19 protein-coding genes are annotated in these 17,633 nt (G+C 62.4%); 15 read left to right on the top strand and 4 right to left on the bottom strand.

Translation table 11 applies throughout. From position 1 onward, the window contains the following. Position 1: 1 nt before the first annotated feature. The 10 genes from manA (at position 2) to secA (ending at position 11,351) form a co-directional block, all read left to right on the top strand. A complete protein-coding gene (manA, locus tag BJP07_RS09780) occupies positions 2–1,186 on the top strand; it encodes a mannose-6-phosphate isomerase, class I (protein ID WP_071567284.1) in 1,185 nt (394 codons plus the stop codon). Between the two features lie 84 nt (positions 1,187–1,270). Then, a complete protein-coding gene (locus tag BJP07_RS09775; RefSeq protein ID WP_143111775.1) occupies positions 1,271–1,900 on the top strand; it encodes a hypothetical protein in 630 nt (209 codons plus the stop codon). Positions 1,901–2,105: 205 nt separating this feature from the next. Continuing rightward, on the top strand, positions 2,106–2,465 hold the full coding sequence (locus BJP07_RS09770; RefSeq protein WP_071567282.1) for a DUF4259 domain-containing protein: 360 nt from the start codon (positions 2,106–2,108) through the stop codon (positions 2,463–2,465). Positions 2,466–2,499: 34 nt separating this feature from the next. After that, positions 2,500–3,105, top strand: a complete 606-nt coding sequence (locus BJP07_RS09765; RefSeq protein WP_071567281.1) for a dTMP kinase — start codon at positions 2,500–2,502, stop codon at positions 3,103–3,105. A gap of 18 nt (positions 3,106–3,123) precedes the next feature. Next, entirely contained in the window at positions 3,124–3,795 is a 672-nt protein-coding gene (gene mtrA, locus BJP07_RS09760) for an MtrAB system response regulator MtrA (protein ID WP_071567280.1), read from the top strand. A 9-nt stretch (positions 3,796–3,804) separates the two neighbouring features. Continuing rightward, positions 3,805–5,430 (top strand): MtrAB system histidine kinase MtrB, encoded by a 1,626-nt coding sequence (mtrB, locus tag BJP07_RS09755; protein WP_369822354.1) that lies wholly within the window; start codon positions 3,805–3,807, stop codon positions 5,428–5,430. Next, positions 5,420–7,126, top strand: a complete 1,707-nt coding sequence (lpqB, locus tag BJP07_RS09750; protein ID WP_071567279.1) for an MtrAB system accessory lipoprotein LpqB — start codon at positions 5,420–5,422, stop codon at positions 7,124–7,126. The genes mtrB and lpqB overlap by 11 nt, the downstream gene beginning before the upstream one ends. 5 nt (positions 7,127–7,131) lie before the next feature. After that, positions 7,132–7,776 carry a ComF family protein gene (locus tag BJP07_RS09745; RefSeq protein WP_071567278.1) on the top strand — a complete coding sequence of 215 codons (645 nt, stop codon included), beginning with the start codon at positions 7,132–7,134 and terminating at the stop codon, positions 7,774–7,776. Positions 7,777–7,905: 129 nt separating this feature from the next. Beyond that, positions 7,906–8,598 carry a ribosome hibernation-promoting factor, HPF/YfiA family gene (gene hpf, locus BJP07_RS09740; RefSeq protein WP_071567277.1) on the top strand — a complete coding sequence of 231 codons (693 nt, stop codon included), beginning with the start codon at positions 7,906–7,908 and terminating at the stop codon, positions 8,596–8,598. A gap of 212 nt (positions 8,599–8,810) precedes the next feature. Further along, positions 8,811–11,351, top strand: coding sequence for a preprotein translocase subunit SecA (secA, locus tag BJP07_RS09735; RefSeq protein WP_071567276.1), 2,541 nt, complete (start codon positions 8,811–8,813; stop codon positions 11,349–11,351). A gap of 34 nt (positions 11,352–11,385) precedes the next feature. Here secA and BJP07_RS09730 read toward each other — a convergent pair whose 3' ends face one another. After that, positions 11,386–11,793, bottom strand: a complete 408-nt coding sequence (locus BJP07_RS09730; RefSeq protein WP_071567275.1) for a hypothetical protein — start codon at positions 11,791–11,793, stop codon at positions 11,386–11,388. A 150-nt stretch (positions 11,794–11,943) separates the two neighbouring features. On the opposite strand from BJP07_RS09730, the gene BJP07_RS09725 reads away from it, so the two are divergent. Together BJP07_RS09725 and BJP07_RS09720 are read left to right on the top strand one after the other, a co-directional pair. After that, the gene (locus BJP07_RS09725) at positions 11,944–12,357 is read left to right on the top strand and encodes an HAD family hydrolase (protein ID WP_071567274.1); all 414 of its coding nucleotides are present in this window, start codon (positions 11,944–11,946) and stop codon (positions 12,355–12,357) included. Next, complete coding sequence (locus tag BJP07_RS09720) at positions 12,357–12,851, top strand: hypothetical protein (RefSeq protein ID WP_071567273.1); 495 nt, start codon at positions 12,357–12,359, stop codon at positions 12,849–12,851. Before BJP07_RS09725 ends, BJP07_RS09720 begins: the two co-directional genes overlap by 1 nt. Here BJP07_RS09720 and rsgA read toward each other — a convergent pair. Further along, a complete protein-coding gene (rsgA, locus tag BJP07_RS09715) occupies positions 12,825–13,847 on the bottom strand; it encodes a ribosome small subunit-dependent GTPase A (RefSeq protein ID WP_071567272.1) in 1,023 nt (340 codons plus the stop codon). The two genes, BJP07_RS09720 and rsgA, sit on opposite strands and share 27 nt — an antisense overlap. Before the next feature lie 10 nt (positions 13,848–13,857). Beyond that, on the bottom strand, positions 13,858–15,138 hold the full coding sequence (aroA, locus tag BJP07_RS09710; protein ID WP_071567439.1) for a 3-phosphoshikimate 1-carboxyvinyltransferase: 1,281 nt from the start codon (positions 15,136–15,138) through the stop codon (positions 13,858–13,860). A 21-nt stretch (positions 15,139–15,159) separates the two neighbouring features. Here aroA and BJP07_RS09705 point away from each other — a divergent pair, with 21 nt between their 5' ends. Beyond that, positions 15,160–15,807, top strand: coding sequence for an SOS response-associated peptidase (locus tag BJP07_RS09705; protein ID WP_071567271.1), 648 nt, complete (start codon positions 15,160–15,162; stop codon positions 15,805–15,807). Here BJP07_RS09705 and BJP07_RS09700 read toward each other — a convergent pair. Then, positions 15,804–16,271, bottom strand: a complete 468-nt coding sequence (locus BJP07_RS09700; RefSeq protein ID WP_071567270.1) for an aminoacyl-tRNA deacylase — start codon at positions 16,269–16,271, stop codon at positions 15,804–15,806. The genes BJP07_RS09705 and BJP07_RS09700 overlap by 4 nt on opposite strands. 45 nt (positions 16,272–16,316) lie before the next feature. Between BJP07_RS09700 and BJP07_RS09695 the strand changes: the two genes are divergently transcribed. Both BJP07_RS09695 and BJP07_RS09690 read left to right on the top strand, forming a co-directional pair. After that, positions 16,317–16,928, top strand: coding sequence for a sigma-70 family RNA polymerase sigma factor (locus tag BJP07_RS09695; RefSeq protein WP_143111774.1), 612 nt, complete (start codon positions 16,317–16,319; stop codon positions 16,926–16,928). Next, complete coding sequence (locus tag BJP07_RS09690; protein ID WP_071567268.1) at positions 16,928–17,203, top strand: hypothetical protein; 276 nt, start codon at positions 16,928–16,930, stop codon at positions 17,201–17,203. The genes BJP07_RS09695 and BJP07_RS09690 overlap by 1 nt, the downstream gene beginning before the upstream one ends. The last annotated feature ends 430 nt before the right edge of the window (positions 17,204–17,633 follow it).

Raw genomic sequence — 17,633 nt, 5'->3', positions numbered from 1 at the left:
TATGGAGCACCTACAGGGGGCGCTGCGGACGTACCCGTGGGGTTCGCGCACGTTGCTTGCACAACTGCGCGGCACCGAAGTGCCAAGCGCGGAGCCAGAGGCCGAGCTCTGGTTCGGTGCCCACAGCGCCGCACCTTCGCTAGTGGACGGGCAGGGGCTCGACGCCCTCATTGCCGCTGACCCCGTCGGCATGCTGGGCAAGCGTGTTGCTGACCAGTACGGCTCCCAGCTGCCGTTTTTGTTGAAGCTGCTCGCCGCCGCCGAGCCGCTGAGCATTCAGGCGCACCCGTCGCGCTCGCAGGCGAAGGACGGGTTCTCGCGGGAGGAAGCCGATGGTATCAGCCTGGAGGATCCGACCCGCAACTACAAGGATCCGAACCCGAAGCCGGAACTGATTGTGGCGCTGACCCCGTTCGAGGCACTCGCCGGGTTCCGCCCGCTGGAGCAGACGCGCGAGTTCTTCGCCGCGCTCGACTGCGAGGAGCTGGACCGTTACGCTTCGCTTCTCGACGCCCCTTCGGAAGATGCCGGACTCCGTGCAGCGTTCACGACGTTCATCTCCCTGCCTGAAGACGCCCGCACCTCCCTGATTGCCGCAATTGTGCCGGCTGCCCAGCGCGTCGCCGATGACGCTACAGCGGGGGATGCCGCGGCGTTAGCCGGGATGTTCTTGCGGGTGCACGAAAAGTACCCCAATGACGTCGGCGTCCTTGCCGCGTTGCTGTTGAACTACGTGCAGATGCGCCCTGGGGAAGCGCTCTACCTGGCGGCCGGCCAGCTCCACGCGTACCTTTCGGGGCTTGGCGTGGAAATCATGGCGAATTCTGACAACGTGCTTCGCGGGGGTCTGACGTCGAAACACGTGGACGTACCTGAGTTGGTGAAGGTACTCGACTTTTCTTCGCTGGAAGACCCATTTGCGGCTACGTCTGAGCAGGACAACGTGGTGAGCTTCCACTTGCCGGTGCACGATTTCATCATGAGTGCCCACCGCGTCGACACTGAGCATCCCCTGCTCGTGGACACCGACGGGCCGGCGATCATTCTGTGCACCGAAGGGCAGGTGCGCGCAGGGGACTTCGTGCTCACGCCTGGCCAGGCTGCGTGGATTCCAGCCTCCGACCCGGCAGTGACGTTCGAGGTCGCCGAAGGGTCTACGGCGCAGTGTTTCTACGCGCGCGTCTAGGACTGTTCCTCAGTAGGTTCCTCGGGCGAGGTTGACTCTTCGGAAGTCGTTGTTTGTGTAGGCATCGGCGCTGACGTGGATGCCGTGGCACCAGGGTTCGGGGCTGAAGTCGTCGGCGTCGTAGGTTCGTCCTGCGTTGGCTCCGCAGGCAGCACCGTTGGGGATTGCGGCTGCGTTGTGGTGATACTGGTTGGCGTCGACACTGTGGTCGGCACCGTGGTCGGTGCCTGCTGCGTCGTCTGCGGGCGCGAGGTGCGCGAGGTAGTGTTCGGCGCGGATGACGCGTCGGGCCGTGGGGCGCGTTGCTTCGCGCGCTGCGACTCAGCGGTTGTGGCAGAGCCTGCAGAACGCGGCGCAGCCGCAGACGGGGCCACGTTCGACGGGCGGTACTGCTTCGTTGGCTCCGTAACGGCAGGGCCGCCTGAGAACGCGTGTGCCGGAGCGAGCGGGTCTGCGGACAAGTTATACGCCGAGGGCGGAGTCGTGGCGATGTACGCCTCAGCAGTGTGTGGCGCCGTCCCGTTTCGGCTTGAGGAGCGCGAAGGGGTCGTCGACAAGGAAGAAGCTGGCATGGTTGAGGTTGTTGCAATGAAGCCAGCCTGCGTGGTGGTGTCTGAGCGACCGGGTGAGGACGCGTTCCAGACAACAACTCCCACTGCGATGGCAACACAGATGCCGAGCGCCATAAATGTGGCAACTCTCCTTTGCGTCTGATTCATACGTTGCCCTTCGCCGCAGAACTTCCAGAATTACAAAACGATAACAATGTTGTTGTTTGAAAACGTTTATAGCATGGATGGCCGACATTGAAAAGAGTGCGCCTGTGCGGTTTCTGGGCGGAAAGCAGGGGAGTTCGCAATGAGTGCTGTCCCGTGTAGATTGCAGGGTATATGCAGCCCCCACCTGAAAGGAAGCACTGATGAGCAGCTGGGACCAGAAGATTTTCTCCGACGACGACAACATTGACTTTCTTGATGAGATCGCGGACTTGGACGAAGAGGACATATTGGAAGCCGTCCGTGACGCGGTGCTGTTGGCCGCGGACCAGGACAGCGCCTCAGACCAGGAACGTACGAACGGGCTCGCCGCGGCGACAATCACTGCCATCTGGGCTGGTGCGCCTTTTTCCGCCGGAGAGGTTGCGGAGCGCTTCCCGTTCATCCGCGGCAACAGCGGTGAGCTTGACGAGCAGCTCATTGAGAGCGCAGCCGAGCTCCTAGAAACGGTTGGCGACGACGAGGACGAGGACGTCGAGCAGTTTTTGGAAGCGCTCGCGTAGGAGGCCAGGAGGAGGCCGGTAGGAGGACTGTGGCATGATCATCGCCATCGAAGGCATTGATGGGGCGGGCAAGAACACCATCGTGCGGCGCATCGTGGAGGAATACGATGCGGACACCTTGTCTTTCCCGCGCTACGAGGATTCGCTCCACGCGCAGCTGGCGCAGGACGCTCTCTACGGCAAGATGGGTGACCTGGTGGATTCCGCTTACGGGATGGCGACGATGTTCGCGCTCGACCGCTACGACGCAAAGGAGCAGCTCGCGCAGTACCAGGACACGCCGGACCGCATCCTTTTGCTTGACCGGTACGTTGCCTCGAACGCCGCCTATACCGCGGCACGCACGGGTGATGATGCAGCGGCGGAGTGGGTGGCTGAGCTTGAGTTCGAACGGCTCGGGTTGCCGAAGCCTGATCTGCAGGTGTTGGTGGCTACGTCCCCGAGGGTTGCCAGGCAGCGCGCGCAACGCCGAGAAGCACAAGACGCGACGCGCACTCGCGACCATTACGAGCGCGACGGCGGGCTGCAGGACGCGACGTTTTCCCAGTACCAGCGCCTCGCCGACGGCGACTGGGTGAGTCGGTGGATTTCCACGTCGGATGCCACGGCTATTATCCAAGCAATACAAAGCGTTCGTTAAGAGGAGCCACCAATGCCCATGTCGAAGATCCTGGTCGTTGACGACGACCCCGCCATCAACGAGATGCTGACCATCGTGCTGGAGGCCGAGGGGTTTGATTCCCGGCCTGTCACCGATGGCGCCGAGGCCGTCCAGGCTTTCCACGAGTACGAACCGGACCTGATCCTGCTGGACCTCATGCTTCCGGGCATGAACGGTATCGACATCTGCAAGGCGATCCGCCGCGAGTCCTCCGTGCCGATCGTCATGCTTACCGCCAAGACGGACACCGTCGACGTCGTGCTTGGCCTTGAGTCGGGCGCAGACGACTACATCACGAAACCGTTCAAGCCGAAGGAGCTCGTGGCTAGGATTAGGGCGCGGCTGCGCAGGACGGACGAGGAGCCCGGCGACGTCATCGAAATCGCCGATTTAGTTATCGACGTCCCCCAGCACATGGTGACCCGCAACGGCGAAGAGATTGCGCTGACCCCGCTCGAGTTCGACCTCCTCCTGGAAATGGCGAAGAAGCCGAATCAGGTCCACTCCCGCGACGAGTTGCTGGAATCCGTGTGGGGTTACCGCAACAACTCCGATACCCGCCTGGTCAACGTGCATGTGCAGCGTCTGCGCTCCAAGATTGAGCACGACCATGAGCACCCTGAGATTATCCAGACTGTGCGTGGTGTGGGCTACAAGTCCGTGAAGTAAGAATGGGAGGTGGCGCTCCTGTTCGCCGTACTGAAACGTAGCAGGGACCGAATCACAGAGGCGTGGCGTACTTCGTTGCAGGTGCGCTTCGTCGGCACAGTGCTGATTGTTTCCGCTGTGGTGATGTTGGTGCTGGGGTTCGCGTTGGCGTCCGTGGTGAGCCAGCGCATTGCCGCCTCGAAGATTGAGGCTGCGAGCGCGGAGATCGAGCGTGCGCGCGTCACCGTCGAGGAGCAGATTAATAATTCGGGGTCGGCGACCTCGCTGCAAAGCCGTTTGAATTCGGCGCGTGCCGGGTTGACGCAGCGCACGCAGCAAAGCTCGGAGGCGACCGCCGTGTACGAGCCGGTGCTGGTGGTGAAGAATCCGAACGGGGTTGTTACGTCTTCGCCGGAGGCGTATCAGATCCCGGACAAGCTTGAGGAATACGTTGCTGAGGGCAACATTGCGTACCAGTTTTCTTCGGTGCAGCGTGGCGACCATTCGTCGTACAACGCGTTGATTATCGGTACCCCGACAACCTCTGATGTGCCGTACCTGCAGCTCTACCTTGTGATGAATATGGACAGCGAGGCCTCGACGTTGGCGCTGATGCGTGGCATCTTAGCGACGGCCACGGTAATCGTCAGCGTCCTGCTGGTGGGTATTGCGTGGTTGGCGTCGCAGCAGATTGTTGCCCCGGTGCGTTCGGCGTCGCGCACTGCGCGCCGGTTCGCGGAAGGCCACCTGCGTGAGCGCATGCCGGTTGACGGGGAGGACGAGATGGCGGTGCTGGCGCTGTCTTTCAACAACATGGCTGACAAGCTGTCGCAGCAGATTGATCACCTGGAGCGCTACGGCGACTTGCAGCGTCAGTTCACTTCCGATGTGTCTCACGAGCTGCGTACGCCGCTGACCACGGTCCGGATGGCGGCTGACATGATTGCCGCTGATGAAGACTCCTTGGAACCTGGGACCCGCCGCGCCTCTCAGTTGATGACTCGCGAGCTGGACCGCTTCGAGGCCCTACTCAACGACCTTCTGGAGATTTCGCGTCATGACGCGGGCGTGGCCGATCTGTCCGTAACGCAAATGGACATGAAGGCACCGATTGTCTCGGCGTGGCAGCAGACGCAGCACCTCGCTGAGGAGCTTGGTGTCGAAGTTTCCTTCGACATGCCGGACGAGCCTGTGATGATGCTCGGCGAGGCCCGCAGGATTGAGCGCATCGTGCGAAACCTTATCGCAAACGCCATCGACCATTCGGAAGGCAAACCGGTTGTTGTTGCGCTGCGCGCTAACGACAGCGCGGTTGCGGTGACGGTGAGGGACCACGGCATCGGGCTGAAGCCCGGCCAGGAAGAGCTGGTGTTTAACCGTTTCTGGCGCGCGGACAAGTCCCGCAAGCGGCACTCCGGAGGCACGGGCCTTGGCCTGGCGATTGCTCGCGAGGATGCGCAGTTGCACCATGGCACGCTCGAGGCCGTCGGGGAGGAGGGCGTCGGCGCGATGTTCAGGCTTGTCTTGCCGCGTGACCCGGAGGCAGGCTATTCGACGCCCCCGTTGGCTCTCGAGCTGGAACCCGAAGTGGACGCGGATGGCGTCGAAGTGGACGTCGAAACGCAGGACGAGGAGAGGCAGCCAGATGAAGCATAAGTACTGTGCTGTACTGACGAGCGCGGCGCTGCTGTTGGGTGGGTGCGCGACGCTGCCGTCGAACACTGACCCGCATGTGCTGCGGCCTTACCAGGAGCAGTCGCATGAGTCGGAGATTATCGGCCCGATCAAGGACCGCGAGCCCGACCTGTTGCTCCGAGATTTCTATGCGGCCTCCGCGATCCCAACCGGCGACTATGAGGCCGCGCGCTCCTTCCTGACCGAGGACGCCAAACCCACCTGGAGTGCTCACGAGCAGACGCTCATCGTCGACCGGATCGGGCTGAATACGGTGTCCGGCAGCGTCGGCAACAAGCGTAGTTTTGCGGTGCATGGCAACGTGGTCGGCGCACTCGGCAGCGGTGGCGTGTTCACCCCTGAACGCGGTACGTACGAGGCGACGCTTGAGCTTGAGCAGGTCGACGGCCAGTGGCGCATCGCCTCGCTGCCCCCGGGTGTCGTGATGGAGCGCACCGAGTTGCGCAATCAATACCAGCCTTACAACCTCTACTTCTTCGACCCGACGGGCAACGAGCTAGTCACCGACCGCCGGTGGGTGTACTCGCCGCGCGACTTTTTGCCGAGCACGCTGGTCTCGCTGCTCCTCGACGGCCCGGCTACCCGCCTTCGCCCCGCCATCATGGGCACGATTCCGTCCACAGTGCGCTACACGGGCTTCGAAAATGGCGCTTACCACTTCGCGGGGCTTGGGAATATGGACGAGACCGCCCGTAGCCGCTTCGCCGCACAGGTGGTGTGGACACTCGCCTCCGCCGGTGTGACCGGCCCGTTTTCCCTCCTTGCTGACGGAGAACCGCTCATCACTGGCGCTCGGGAACTGACGACGGACGACTTTATCGACGTCAGCCCCGTCGTCGAGCAAGTCGGGGAGAGTACCTTGTATTCGCTTGCCGACGGCCACGTCTCCCAAATCACCGGTGGCGGCCCCCAGCCTGTACCTGGCGTGCTGGGTAGTACGCGCAGCGTGGTCACAGCCGATGTCTCCGGCGACGGGCAGTGGGCAGCGGTGTTCAACCTCGGCGACGGGCCCGAAGGCGCGGAGCTGCGCGTCGGGCAGCTCGCAGGTGGGGATGTGGGCGTCGTCAAGGCGGAGACGTTCTCGCGTCCCTCCTTCGAGTCCAACAACAAGGCAGTGTGGACCGTGTCTGACGGCAAGCACGTGCTTCGCTCCACGCGGTCCTCAGCGACGGGGGAAGTCAACACCGAGGAGGTGCACCTACACCTGCCGGAGGGCGTCGACGGCAATATCTCCGTCCTGCGCCTTTCCCGTTCGGGCTCGCGCGTTGTGATGGTGATTGACGGGCACCTGTACACCGGCATCATTGAGCAGCGCACGGCGGGTGCCGGGGCGATCGTCAACGTTTTGGAGTACAGCTTTGAGCTCGGCGGCAGCGTCGTCGCTGCGGACTGGCACCCGGACGGTTCACTGATCGTGGGCACGTCGAACCCGGCGTCGCCGGTGATGCGCGTGGAGCAGGACGGTTCCTCGACTACCGCGTTGTCGCTCGGAAACATTTCCGCGCCGGTTGTGGCGGTGGCGGCGTCGACAAACATGTTGTACGTCACGGATGCGAATGCGATTTTGCAAATGCCTGTCAGCGGCGCAGACACCCCCATCTGGCGTGAGGTGCCGGGGTTGCAGGGTGTGCGCTCCCTCCCAATCATTGCGAGGTAGGTGGCGTGACGCTCGCAGAGGTCGGTGAACTTTTTCTTCCGCGCCACTGCGCGGGGTGCGGGGCCCCAGGTTCCGTGCTGTGCCAAACGTGTCGCACCGAGCTGGCTGCCGTGCCCCGCCGAGTGTCGCCGCAGCATTTGCCACACGTGTCAGTGTTCGCGCTCGGCCCATACGGCGGCGCGCACCGTGGGGTGGTGCTGGCAATGAAAGAGCGCAAGAACCTGGCTGTGCGCAAGCACGTGGGGGCGGTGCTGGATGCCGCGCTGGCCTTTCTTGAGGTCCGTGGAGAGATTCAGCCGGACGCACTGCTCGTTCCTGCGCCGACGCGTCCGGCGTCTGCCAGGGAGCGCGGTGGGGACCCGGTGAGCGTGATCTGTAAGCGTACGGGTCGAAAGGCTGCGGATCTGCTGGAGCTCGCGGAATCTACGACTGACCAGTCGGAACTTGATGCTGCACACCGCCGGGCGAACTTGGCTGGTGCGGTGCGGATGCGTCGCGGATGGGAGGCGTTCCAGGCGGCACCTGGCGCTGGCCCCGTCATCGTTGTCGACGATGTTGTGACTACTGGCGCTACCTTGCAGACCAGCGTTGAGGTGCTGCTTGCGCACGGTTTTGACGTGGTGAGCTGCATCGCTGTGTGCGCCGCTTAGCAGCACTGCAGGCGCGGTGTTCGCTGGTAGCAAACTGGCAGGGAGTTTTACACCATTGCGTAGCCATTGGTTATTACCAGTTGTATAGTGGTGATAGACCCAGTTCCAACAACGCTAGGGAGGAAGCAGATGACTTCTGCAGAGCACACCGACGGAATCGCACCAGCAGCCCAGGTTACGATTACTGGCCGTAACGTCGAGGTCCCAGAGCATTTCCAAGAGCGCGTCAACACCAAGCTTGCCAAGATCGAGAAGCTTGACCCATCGTTGACGTTCTTCCACGTTGAGCTGCAGCATGAGCCGAACCCTCGTCGTGAGGCGCAGGCACAGCGCGTGCAGATTACTGCGACCGGCAAGGGCCACCTGGCACGTGCAGAGGCCAAGGAAGACAGCTTCTACGCAGCGCTTGAATCCGCGCTGGGCAAGCTGGAGCGTTCCTTGCGTAAGGTCAAGGTCCGTCGCGAGATTGCTCGCTCCGGCCACCGCGCTCCGAAGTCCACCGGCGAGATCGCAGCTGAGCTCGTGCACGAGGCAGAGGATGCACGCGCGAAGCAGACTCACGGAAAGTACGACACGGACCCATACGCCGGCACTATTGAAGATGCGCCGCTCGGCCAGGTTGTGCGTCGTAAGCTGCACCCGGATACCCCGATCAGCGTTGACGACGCCCTCTCCGAGATGGAGCTGGTCGGCCACGACTTCTACCTCTTCATCGACGAAGAGTCGAAGCGCCCGGCAGTTGTGTACCGCCGCCACGCGTACGACTACGGTTTGATCACCTTGGCCCCAGAAGATGAGGTCAAGGCAAACGACGAGAAGTAGCGTCGCCACTATATGATTCGTCGCCTCTCCGTGTAAGCAAACAGCTTGTACGGGTGGGCGGCGTTTTCACATTCTTTTCTTATTCATTCCACCAGCCATGATTGCCCGTTTTCGTTGACGCGTGCGTACAATGGCCGATTGGTACATAAAAAGCAGCGCGTAGAGCTGGCGTGATCGCTTTGTTTTTCTAACTTTTGAAGGATTCTAGAAACGTGTTTGGACTGTCGAAACTGCTGCGTGCGGGTGAAGGGCGTACGGTAAAACGTCTCTCGAAGATCGCTGATCAAGTCATCGATCTTGAAGAGGAGTACGCGGCACTCACAGATGACGAGCTGAAGGCCAAAACGGAAGAGTTTAAGCAAAAGATTGCAGACGGCGCTTCGCTCGACGACATTTTGCTCGATGCGTTCGCGACAGCCCGCGAGGCATCTTGGCGCGTGCTGGGGCAGAAGCACTACAAGGTGCAGATCATGGGTGGTGCCGCGCTGCACTTCGGCTCCGTCGCCGAGATGAAAACTGGTGAAGGTAAGACGCTGACCTCCGTGCTGCCTGCCTACCTCAATGGTTTGGGTGGCAAGGGCGTGCACATTGTCACCGTCAACGACTACCTGGCAAAGCGTGACGCCGAGATGATGGGTCGTGTTCACCACTTCCTGGGCCTTGACGTGGGCGTCATCTTGTCCGATATGCGCCCGCAGGAGCGCAAGAAGGCGTACGACGCCGCGATTACGTACGGCACCAACAACGAGCTCGGCTTTGACTACCTGCGTGACAACATGACCCGCTCTGTCAATGACATGGTGCAGCGCGGCCACAACTTCGCCATCGTGGATGAGGTTGACTCGATTCTTATCGACGAAGCTCGTACCCCGCTGATTATTTCCGGTCCGGTTGATGGTTCCAGCCAGTTCTACACCGTGTTCGCACAGCTTGCACCGCGTATGCGCGAGGGCATCCACTATGAGGTGGACCACCGCAAGCGCACCATTGGCATCTCTGAGGAAGGCGTGGAGTTCGTTGAGGACCAGTTGGGCATTGACAACCTGTACGCGCCTGAACACTCGCAGCTGGTGAGCTACCTGAATAACGCGATCAAGGCGAAGGAGCTCTTCGAGCGCGATAAGGACTATATCATCCGCCAGGGTGAGGTCATGATCGTCGATAGCTTCACGGGCCGTGTGCTTGCTGGCCGTCGTTACAACGAGGGCATGCACCAGGCGATCGAGGCGAAGGAAAACGTCGAGATCAAGAACGAGAACCAGACGCTGGCGACGGTGACGCTGCAGAACTACTTCCGCCTCTACAACAAGCTGGCCGGCATGACCGGTACCGCTGAGACCGAGGCGGCGGAGCTGCACCAGATCTACAAGATGGACGTTGTGCAGATTCCGCCGAACCGTCCGAACCAGCGTGCGGACCGCGACGATCTGATCTACAAGACGCAGGAAGCAAAGTTCGCTGCTGTTGCGGAGGATATCGCGGAGCACGTGGAGAAGGGCCAGCCGGTGCTGGTCGGTACTACCTCGGTGGAGCGCTCGGAGTACCTTTCGCAGCTGCTGACGCGCAAGGGCATTAAGCACAATGTGCTCAACGCGAAGCACCACGAGGAAGAAGGCCGCATTATTGCGGAGGCTGGTCTGCCGTCGAAGGTGACGGTCTCTACGAACATGGCTGGTCGTGGTACCGATATCGTGCTAGGTGGCAACCCGGAAATCCTGCTGGACGCGAAGCTGCAGGAGCAAGGCCTTGACCCGTTCGAGGACGAGGAGCGCTACCAGGAAGCCTGGAACGAGCAACTGCCGAAGGCGAAGGAGCGCTCGAAGCAGCTCGGTGATGAGGTGCGTGAGGCTGGTGGCCTGTACGTGATCGGTACGGAGCGCCACGAGTCCCGCCGTATTGATAACCAGCTGCGCGGCCGTTCTGGCCGTCAGGGTGACCCGGGTGAGACCCGTTTCTACCTGTCGATGCGCGATGAGCTGATGGTCCGCTTCGTCGGCCAGTCGATGGAAAACATGATGAATCGTCTCAACGTTCCGGACGACGTTCCGATTGAGGCGAAGATGGTCTCGAACGCGATTAAGGGCGCACAGTCGCAGGTTGAGAACCAGAACTTCGAGATGCGTAAGAACGTCCTGAAGTACGACGAGGTGCTCAACGAGCAGCGCAAGGTGGTCTACGGTGAGCGCCAGGAGATCTTGGCGTCGAAAGACATTAAGGACCAGATCCGCCGCATGATTAGCGCGACCGTCGGTGCGTACGTGGATGGCGCGACGATGGAGGGCTACGTCGAGGACTGGGACCTGCAGGAGCTCTGGCACGCGCTTGAGTCCCTGTACGGCCCGTCGAAGACGGCCCAGGAGATTATCGACGGCGACGAGTACGGCAAGCCGGGCGAGCTCACCGCTGAGCAACTGCGCGAGGCGCTCATCGACGACGCTCAGGCGCAGTACGATCAGCTCGAGGCGAACGTCTCCGAGATCGGCGGCGAGGAGCAGATGCGTAACGTTGAGCGCATGGTGATCCTGCCGATCATCGACACGAAGTGGCGCGAGCACCTCTACGAGATGGATTACCTCAAGGAGGGCATTGGCCTGCGTGCGATGGCGCAGCGCGACCCGCTGGTTGAATACCAGAAGGAAGGCGGCGACATGTTCAACGCTATGAACGAGGCGATCCAGGAAGAGACGGTGCGCCAGCTCTTCATGATGCGCAAGCAGTTCGAATCCGCGGAGGAAGCAACTGCGCAGGCCTAAGTTCGATAGGTAGGCTCTGGCCGGGTGGTGTCACTTACAGAATTTTGAAGGACACTAACCGGCCTTTGTCCATTTTTGCCACGAACCCGAACCGTTTTTGGCCGGTGGCGACGGTGCCGAAGAACTCGCCGCCGTCGCGGGCGTGGCAGGTCACGATGCGTGGCGGGCCCGCGTGTTGCTGTTGGAAGCGCCGGTAGGCGCGGACATTGGTGCGTGCGGCCGTCGAAAAGCGGTCGGCGCGAAGTGCGCGGAGGTTTGTGGCTCCGAAGCTCGCTGCGAGTGCCGTGCGCACGAGCGGTGCGACGTTTGGGGTGGTGCGACGTGGATCGCTGGGGGAGTACCTTGCTTGGCGTCGCTGGGCCTCCGTGGCGCGTTCTTTGCGTTTTGGGGAGGGAACGAGCAGCTGGACATGCTGGTGGCCGGGTGCGGGGTAGTAGGTCACGGCGGGGTCCTTTCGTATCGTTGTGCACGGCGTCGCGTGCTGGTAGGTAGTATTGTGCACGTTCGCGCCGTGATGGCGCTAGGAGAATTTGCGCACCTTGGTGTGCACTGCAGAAGAAGCAAAACGAAGTACAGGAATTGAGGCGTCCAGATGCAGGGACTCATTATTGACTACGCAGGCGTGTTGGACCAGGACCAGGAGGACCAGCGCCGGTGGCAACAGCTTATTGAGGCTGTGAAGGAAAAAGACAAGGCTGTCGGCATTTTGTCCAACGAGGAGTCCGAGGGTCAGATGGCGGACGCGGTGCGCGACTGGGCGTTCCGCGGTGTCGTGGACGCGGTGGTGCTCTCGGGTGACATCGGCGCGGAGAAGCCGTCCCCGGCTGCGTTCCAGGCCGCGGCGGATGCCCTGGATGTTCCGATGAACGACTGCGTCATGATCGACGACGACATCATGAACGTCCGCTCGGCCGTCGAGTGCGGCATGATCGCGATTTTGCACACGGCGTTTGACCGCACCGCGGTGGAGATCCAGACGCTGTTCAATATCGAGGGAGAGTTTTAATGCGTGTCTACATCCCCGCGACGTTCTCCATGGTGGAGGGGCTCGCTGCTGACAAAGTTGTGCACCCTCGCAACGGGTGGGGCTTTGCTGCGACGACGGCGCTGCATGAGTTCTTCACCTCGGGCGATGAGGAGGAGATCGAGGCAGTAGCGTTTGACGACGCCGCGCTGGCCTCGATCCGCCTGCTGGCAATTGGTGACCAGGATCGTTTCCCGCACCGCCGCGTGGTGATCTCTGCGGACGTGGAGGCGGAGGAAGCCGACGACATGGGGGATTCCGTGGTGCGGGTAGCGGGGCCGGTGGCGCTGGAGGACGTTGCCGCGATTCACATCGACCTGGCGGAGGCGGAAGCGGCGACGGCGAAAGCTATCGAGCATATCGATGCCGCCGACCTCGGGGATGAGGACGCGGAGCTGGCTGTCGGGGACGCCCAGGATAACTACCTGGCGTTCTATGACGTCAGCGAGCTACCGTTCCTCGTCGAGCTGCTTTAGTTCCCACTCGTTGTTGGAGCGCAGTGCGCTCAGCAGGCGCCGGACTGCGGCGACGCGGCGCGACAGCGCCCCGCCCTCGAGGGCGTCCCAGGAGCACTCCGGGTCCGTGGGCGGGCCGGCGTGCGTGCAGCCGCGGGGGCAGTCCTGGGCTGCCTCGGCGAGCTCGGGGAAGACGTCGATGACCTGGTCGGGGGAGACGTGCGCCAGGCCGAACGAGCGGATACCCGGCGTGTCGATGATCCAGCCGCCACCAGGCAGCTCGAGTGCCACGGATTGCGTTGAGGTGTGACGGCCTTTGCCGACGCCGGAGACGTCCCCGGTTTCGCGTTGCGCGTCCGGTACGAGGCGGTTGACCAGCGTCGACTTGCCTACGCCGGAGTGGCCGATGCAGGCGGACACGTGCCCGGCGAGGCGTTGCGTGAGCTGGTCGAGGGGGTCGTCGATGCCTACGGTGAGGACTTCGACGTTGAGGTCCTCGATTTCGGCGATGAATTCGTCCGGGCGCGCGAGGTCGGTCTTGGTCATACAGACGATGGGGCGCACGTCGCCGACGAACGCGGCGATAAGCGCCCGCTCCACCAGGCCCGTGCGTGGTGGTGGGTCGGCGGCGGCGACCACGATGAGTAGCAACTCAGCGTTGGCAACGACGACGCGCTCGAAGGGGTCGGTGTCGTCGGCAGTGCGGCGGAGTACAGAGGTGCGGTCGGCGCGCTGCACGATGCGGGCGAGCGTGTCCTTGCGTCCGCTGGTATCACCCACGACGCTGACCCGGTCGCCGACTTCGATGCTGGTGCGCTTCAGGTGGCGTGCCCGCATACAGTTCACTAGGGTGCCGTTGTCCAGCATGACGCCCCAGCGCCCCCTGTCTTTGGTGACCACCATCCCGGTGAGCGCGTCCTCGTAGGAGGGTCGGTCCTTGGTGCGGGGGCGTGAGCCGCGCCCGGGGCGGACGCGGACGTCGGATTCGTCGTAATCGCTGAACTTGCGGCGTGCCATGAGGTTCTTTCTATGCTTCTTCGTGCCCGAGCGCGGTGTGCCACATCGTGGGGAAGTCGGGGAGCGTTTTTGCGGTCGTTGCGATGTTTTCCACCTGCACATTTGGGGTGCGCAGGCCAATGATTGCGCCGGCGGTGGCCATGCGGTGATCGTCGTAGGAGTGCCACACGCCGCCGCGGAGGGACTGCGGGTGGATGCGGAGGCCGTCTTCAAGCTCCTCGCAGGAGCCGCCAAGCCTGTTGATCTCCGTGGTGAGCGCGGCGAGCCGGTCCGTTTCGTGGCCGCGCAGGTGCGCGATGCCGGTCAGCTCCGAGGGGGTCGCCGCCTGCGTCGCCAGTGCGGCGACGGTCGGCGTGAGCTCGCCGATGTCGCCCATGTTGAGGGTTACGCCCCGCAGCGTTCCCGGTGTGGGGCCTTGAACGCGCAGCGTGTTGCCGTTCTCGGCCTCCAGGAGCTCGACTTCGCAGCCCATCTGCTCCAGGATGTTGCGGATGGCGTCGCCAGGCTGCGTCGTCTGCACGGGCCAGTGCTCGATGCGGACCTCGCCGCCGGTGACCGCCGCGGCGGCCAAAAACGGCGTCGCGTTCGAGAGGTCCGGCTCGATGTCCCAGCGTCGCCCGCGGATCTCCTGCGGGGCCACGCGCCAGGTTCCGTCCTCGTAGTGCGTTTCGACGCCCGCTTCGCGCAGCATCTCCACCGTCATATCAATGTGCGGCATGGATGGCAGTGAGTCGCCCGTGTGGGTGATCGTGACACCTTGCTGGAAGCTTGCCGCGGCAAGCAGCAGACCGGAAACGAACTGGGAGGACCCGGACGCGTCGATGCGGACGTCACCGCCTACGACGGTGCCGGTGCCGTGGACGGTGAAGGGGAGGCGCTCCCCCTCGACGTCGGCGCCGAGCTGACGTAGCGCGTCCAGGATGGTGCCCATCGGCCGGGTGCGGGCGTGCGGGTCGCCGTCGAAGCGGGTGGTGCCTTGCGCGAACGCCGCCACGGGGGGCACGAAGCGCATCACGGTGCCAGCCAGTCCACAGTCGATATTGCCGCCGCGCAGGGGCGCTGGCTGGACTTCGACGGTATCGGCGTTGTGGGTGAACTGCACGCCGAGCACAGCTAGGGCCGCCTCCATGAGGTCGGTGTCGCGGGAGTGTAGCGCCCCGACGAGCGTCGACGGACCGGAGGCCAGCGCCGCCAAAATGTATGCGCGGTTAGTCATTGACTTGGACCCCGGCAGCGCGAGCGTGGCGCGGACGGGGTCGGCAATTGAGGGGGCTGGCCACAAGTCAGTCATGGCGTACATCATAATAGAGGAATGTGTGGCCGTTTCGTTTTATTTAGCACTGGCGAGCAACTCGTAGATTTTGTGGGCACGCTGCCTGGTGTGAGCGAGGTTCTCACCCCCGACGGCACGCCGCCTGCCCGCTACAACGTCGCGCCGACCCACCAGGTCCCGCTCGTGCGCTTCCACGGCACCGAGGCGCTGCTCCAGGCCGCCCGCTGGGGACTCCTGCCGAGCTGGAAACGCGACGACTCCGGCCCGCCCCTCTTCAACGCGCGCGGCGAGACCGTCGCGGTAAAGCCGTCGTTTCGGGATGCGATGCGCGCCCAGCGCGGCATCATGCTTCTCGACGGCTACTACGAATGGCACGAAAAGCAGCCCTACTACGTCACTCCGTCATCCGGGATGCTGGTCGCCGCCGCACTCTGGGACACCGGCGCTAACCGGCTTTCGACGACCATGGTCACAACCGATGCCGCCGAGCGCATCGCGTGGCTCCACCACCGGCTGCCGCTTTTCCTCCTGCCAGAGGAAATTGAGCAGTGGACGAAGGGCACACCCGAGGAGGCCCAGGCGCTCATCCACCCATCGCGGGTTGCGCCGCAGCTGCAGTGGCATGCGGTCGGACGCGAGGTAGGCAACGTCCGCAACGACTCGCCTGAGCTTATCCAACCGATCTAGGCGCCGATCGGCGCGAACTTCCCGGACGTCAGCTTCGCAAGATCGCCCGGCGCCAGCTGCAAGGACAGCCCCCGTTGGCCGGCGGAAACATTGATGGCGTCCAGGTGCTCGATGGTGGCGTCGAGAAGCACTGGGAGCCGCTTGAGCGTGCCCAGCGGCGAGATCCCGCCCACGACATAGCCCGTGGCATGCTCAGCCTGGGTGGGCTCCGCCATCGCAGCTTTCTTCCAACCCAGCGCCTTCGCCGCGGCCTTCAAACTGAGGTGCCCGGACACCGGCACGCAGCACAGCGCAAGCTTCTTCGGATCCTGCACATTCGACACCACCAGCGTCTTGAGCACCGTCGTCGGGTCAAGCCCCAGCTCATGGGCCGAATGCTCCCCGAAATTGTCCTTGCTCGCGGTGTACTCCAGCACTTTATGCGGAGTTTTCGCCACAACTTTCAAAGCACGAGTTCGTTGCATACAGACGATGCTACGTCGCGTGTCCAGCTAGCTACAATGGCCCCTATGCCCGAAACAGACCTCAAAACACGCTTTACTGAGGAAGCGATGCCACTGCTAGACCAGCTCTACGGCGGCGCGCTGCGGATGACCCGCAACCCCCAAGACGCCGAAGACCTCGTGCAGGAGACCTTCTTGAAGGCGTACAACGCGTTCGACAGCTTCAAACCAGGCACCAACCTGAAAGCCTGGATGTACCGAATCATGACGAACACGTACATCAACTCGTACAGGAAGAAGAAGCGCCGACCGCTGGAAACCTCAGCCGAGGACGTGACCGACCATCAGCTCTACACCACAAGCTCACACGATTCGACCGGCCTCGAATCAGCGGAGGTTGAGGCGCTCAAGGCGATGCCGAACTCGCGGATCAGCGAAGCGCTCAACGCGCTCAACGAGGACTACCGCATGGTGGTCTACTACGCGGACGTCGAAGGCATGGCGTACAAGGAAATCGCGGAAGTGATGGACATTCCGCTGGGAACCGTCATGAGCCGACTCCACCGTGGAAGAAAACAGTTACGCGAGATGTTGAAAGACGTAGCACACGAACAAGGCATAGGACTCGACCACGCAGATATGGCGGATTTGAAGCAGCAGAAGGTGGAGGAGAAGTAATGGCAACAGAACACAATCACGCAAATGAAGCTGACTGCCGTGGCATGCACCAGCTGTTGTGCGAGTTGTTTCAGCCCGACACTCCACCGGAGCGCGTCGCCGCCATCCGGCAGGAGCTAGCGAGCTGCCCGGACTGCCTCCGCCAGCTTGAGTCGGAGGAAGCGATCCGCGGCCTGGTGCGAGACTGCTGCGGGCAGGCCCACGCACCACGCGTGTTGCGGGAGCGGATTATTACCTCAATTTCCTACACAGAGGTACGCATTCAGCGGCGCTAAAAGGCTGCGTGTTGGCGCTGTTTGCAGGGCCCGGACCAGTATGAGCATCATGCTGGTTCGGGCCCTTCATACTTTCGACCCAACCCAACGGGGGTAAAACGCGGGGGTAGTAACTGTTCAACGATCACGAAAAGGTCTGCCTTATACGCCGTAGCAAGTCTTAGGTTGGTAACACTTGTCTGCTAACGGTTTTGAGTATCAAACTGCAATGCATTAATAGCCCGGCACACGCATGTCGAATGACACCTGTCGTGCCTGGTAATCCCGGTTTGCTTAGTATTCTCTTACCTGTGATTGCATGTAAGCGTATATTATGCGGTGGTTTTGATTGTTGAACACCTGCTGACAGGTGTCGGTGGGTTTGTTGAACATGTTGGTTTGTCTGGGGTGATTGTTGAGCATTTTTCGGGTCATGTGTGCAGGTTGCGGG

The sequence above is a fragment of the Corynebacterium sp. NML130628 genome (assembly GCF_001875665.1).
Classification (GTDB): Bacteria; Actinomycetota; Actinomycetes; order Mycobacteriales; family Mycobacteriaceae; genus Corynebacterium.
This window is presented reverse-complemented; position numbering and strand designations above follow the sequence as displayed.

What these genes read in the sequence shown, in the direction of transcription:
- manA (WP_071567284.1), top strand. Translation starts at nt 2, where the DNA reads ATGGAGCACCTACAGGGGGCGCTGCGGACGTACCCGTGGGGTTCGCGC.
- BJP07_RS09770 (WP_071567282.1), top strand. Translation starts at nt 2,106, where the DNA reads ATGAGCAGCTGGGACCAGAAGATTTTCTCCGACGACGACAACATTGAC.
- BJP07_RS09765 (WP_071567281.1), top strand. Translation starts at nt 2,500, where the DNA reads ATGATCATCGCCATCGAAGGCATTGATGGGGCGGGCAAGAACACCATC.
- mtrA (WP_071567280.1), top strand. Translation starts at nt 3,124, where the DNA reads ATGTCGAAGATCCTGGTCGTTGACGACGACCCCGCCATCAACGAGATG.
- lpqB (WP_071567279.1), top strand. Translation starts at nt 5,420, where the DNA reads ATGAAGCATAAGTACTGTGCTGTACTGACGAGCGCGGCGCTGCTGTTG.
- hpf (WP_071567277.1), top strand. Translation starts at nt 7,906, where the DNA reads ATGACTTCTGCAGAGCACACCGACGGAATCGCACCAGCAGCCCAGGTT.
- BJP07_RS09725 (WP_071567274.1), top strand. Translation starts at nt 11,944, where the DNA reads ATGCAGGGACTCATTATTGACTACGCAGGCGTGTTGGACCAGGACCAG.
- BJP07_RS09720 (WP_071567273.1), top strand. Translation starts at nt 12,357, where the DNA reads ATGCGTGTCTACATCCCCGCGACGTTCTCCATGGTGGAGGGGCTCGCT.
- rsgA (WP_071567272.1), bottom strand. Translation starts at nt 13,847, where the DNA reads ATGGCACGCCGCAAGTTCAGCGATTACGACGAATCCGACGTCCGCGTC.
- aroA (WP_071567439.1), bottom strand. Translation starts at nt 15,138, where the DNA reads ATGACTGACTTGTGGCCAGCCCCCTCAATTGCCGACCCCGTCCGCGCC.
- BJP07_RS09705 (WP_071567271.1), top strand. Translation starts at nt 15,160, where the DNA reads ATGTGTGGCCGTTTCGTTTTATTTAGCACTGGCGAGCAACTCGTAGAT.
- BJP07_RS09700 (WP_071567270.1), bottom strand. Translation starts at nt 16,271, where the DNA reads ATGCAACGAACTCGTGCTTTGAAAGTTGTGGCGAAAACTCCGCATAAA.
- BJP07_RS09695 (WP_143111774.1), top strand. Translation starts at nt 16,317, where the DNA reads ATGCCCGAAACAGACCTCAAAACACGCTTTACTGAGGAAGCGATGCCA.
- BJP07_RS09690 (WP_071567268.1), top strand. Translation starts at nt 16,928, where the DNA reads ATGGCAACAGAACACAATCACGCAAATGAAGCTGACTGCCGTGGCATG.